This is a genomic window from Flavobacterium sp. (assembly GCF_013822155.1).
Taxonomy (GTDB): Bacteria; Bacteroidota; Bacteroidia; order Flavobacteriales; family Flavobacteriaceae; genus Flavobacterium.
Genome location: NZ_PNJW01000194.1, coordinates 1 through 1,187 on the forward strand (window position 1 = coordinate 1; position 1,187 = coordinate 1,187).

The 1,187-nt window shown below is 34.7% G+C and carries 1 protein-coding gene; it reads right to left on the reverse strand.

Translation table 11 applies throughout. The features are described from left to right. The coding region (locus C0512_RS15880) for a hypothetical protein (protein WP_290863333.1) at nucleotides 1–1,187 on the reverse strand (1,187 nt) is incomplete at both ends.

Genomic DNA, 1,187 nt, shown 5'->3' on the forward strand with positions numbered 1-1,187 from the left:
TCTGAAAATCTATGGTCAAGTCCTGCGCCATAGCGCCATACAGTCGATCCATCCGGATCATCAAAAAATTGGTTAAAGCCGGCAACTTGAGTAGGCTCGATTGTTTGGTTTGCCGTACGCGCCACACTTGTTGATCGAAAAACCGCTGCGCGGAAATTGGTGATTGAATTACCCCACTCTAACCCAAGCTTCGGATTTAAAGGTGTTTGCCTAACTGCTCCATTTTTATATATATCTATACTTAAACCTAGAGTAGCTAAAATATTTTTATCAAATTTTATTTTTGAATAATTATAAAAATTGGTTCTGGTTAAGTCTAAATTCGAAACTATGCTAATGTCTTGAGAATGCGTTGCAATTTTATTTTGCTGATCAATATTTCCAAAACCGTTGATTATATTGATACTTTTATTATTGTAAATATGTTGCAACTCACTAATGAATCCGTTTCTATTACTGCTTATTTGTAATGGTATTGCAAATGAAAAGCCTGAAAAACTTCTTTGCTCTATTGTGTTATCTACTATATCAACATCTTGATAGATAAGTGAGCCTACTATTGCTGAATTTTCATTAAATTCATACCGACCTCCTATTCTATAAGTGTCTATTTTTCTTCTCTCATTAAAATCAGCATTGAAATTATTTAAATTAAAACCTAAACCCAAATCACCATTTTTTCTTTCTTCGTGCCTGTATTCAAACTGTAAATTAAACTTATCAGAAAATTGATTTTGAAAAAAGGCATTATAAATATCAGATTTTAAAAAATTATTTTCTCTAAACCCATCCGTATTGTAGTGAAACTGACCTAAGTTAAAAGAAAAACTATCTTGTATTCCTGAAATCGTGGCATTATCGCCTAAAGTATTATTACTGCCGTAAATGCCCGATGTTTGAAATGATATCCGGTTGTATTCAAATAATGGGTTAAATTCGTTAAAACTTAAATTAGCCGGACCCAGTCCATTTAAAATTAAAAGATTACTTTCCGCGAGATTGGGTTGAATCGGTGTAATATTAACCGGTTGTAGCAATTGCGATTGAAGCAACTCGCTCACCCTTGCTATCTCATGGCGCGGTAATGCGGCATAGTTATCGGCCAATAATCGATGGGCGGAATAATTGCTAAAGTCGCGGTTAACGGATTTCCAGCCTTCTAATAACCCACGCTGCTGAAATCCCAG